1 protein-coding gene is annotated in these 1,492 nt (G+C 66.8%); it reads right to left on the bottom strand.

The window, feature by feature from the left end; translation table 11 throughout:
• Positions 1 to 1,492: autotransporter-associated beta strand repeat-containing protein (locus HDE79_RS21745; protein ID WP_184605308.1), on the bottom strand; the 1,492-nt coding region annotated here is incomplete at both ends.

Raw genomic sequence — 1,492 nt, 5'->3', positions numbered from 1 at the left:
CCCAGGGTCAGCGTATTGCCGCCGAGCGTGACATTGCTGCCGCCCACGCCATTCAGTGCGCCGATCGCCTGATTGCCACCGGCGGAGATATCGAAGTCGGTACCGGCCGCGCTCAGGGTCACCGCACCGTTCGCCGCGAGGCTGCCGCCGGCGCCGATCGCCAGCGTGCCGGCGTCGATGATGGTGCCGCCGGTGAAGGTGTTGCTGCCGGTGAGTGTTTCAGTGCCGGTGCCCTGTTTGGTCAATGACCCGGTGCCAGCGATCGAACCACTGAACGTGCCGTTGGTGGCACTGCCCAAGGTCAGGTCGTTGGCACCCAGATTGACCGTGCCGCCACCGACCAGGGTGCCGAAGGTCTGCGTACCGTTGCCGGCGGAGAGATCGAACGTGGCACCGGTGGCCAGATTCACGATGCCGCTGCCGAACAGGCTGGCGCCGGCGCCCAGCGCCAGCGTGCCGCTATCGATAAAGGTGTTGCCGGTATAAGTGTTGGCGCCGTCCAGGGTCAGGGTGGCGTTGCCGTCCTTGGTCAGACTGCCGATACCCGACAACGCACCGCCCAGGGTCAACGCGTTAGTGCCCAGCACGGTCAGTCCGGCATTCAGCACGATGTTATTGCCCAGCGTGACCGCACTGCTGGAATCCAGGGTGGTCGCACCGCCCACGGTCAGTACGCCGGTGCCGAGCGCCGCGTTGTTGCCGACGATCAGACCACCGGCGTTGAGATTGACGCCGCCACTGAACGTATTGGCGCCATCGAGCGTCTGAGTGCCGGCGCCCAGCTTGACCAGGCTGCCGGTGCCGGCGATGACACCGCCGAAGTCGGCATTGCCCACGCCGCCCAAGGTCAGCGCATTGCCGCCGAGATTGACGTTGCCCGAGGTGCCGGCCAGCGAGCCGATGCTCTGGTTGCCGCTCGCGGAAATATCGAACGTACCGCTGCCGCCCAGCGTCACCGCGCCGGTCGACAGCAGGCTGCCACCGGCACCGATGGCCAGGGTGCCCGACAGGATGTTGGTGCCGCCGGCATACGTGTTCGCACCGCTCAGCGTCAGCGTTGAGCTGCCACTCATGGTGAGGCCGCCGGCACCGGAGATCACGCCGCCGAGGGTCAACGCCCCCGCACCTTGCACAGCCAGACCGGAACCGGCACCCAGGGTGACGCCGTTGCCCAGCGTGATGTTGCCGCTGGAGGCCAGGGTCGCGGCGCCAGTGACATCGAGTACGCCGCTGCCGAGCGCGCTGTTGTTGCCGACGATCAGACCACCGGCGTTGAGATTGACGCCGCCGCTGAAGGTATTGGCGCCATCGAGAGTCTGAGTGCCAGAGCCGCTCTTGATCAGGCCGCCGGTGCCGGCGATCACGCCGTCGAAGCTGGCGTTGCCGATACCGTTCAAGGTGAGCGAGTTGCCACCCAGCGCAAGATTGCTGCCAGCGACGCCGGAGAGGGCGCCGATTGCCTGATTGCCACCGGCAGAGATATCGAAGGTGG

The organism is Rhodanobacter sp. MP1X3 (assembly GCF_014207165.1).
Classification (GTDB): domain Bacteria; phylum Pseudomonadota; class Gammaproteobacteria; order Xanthomonadales; family Rhodanobacteraceae; genus Rhodanobacter.
This window is presented reverse-complemented; position numbering and strand designations above follow the sequence as displayed.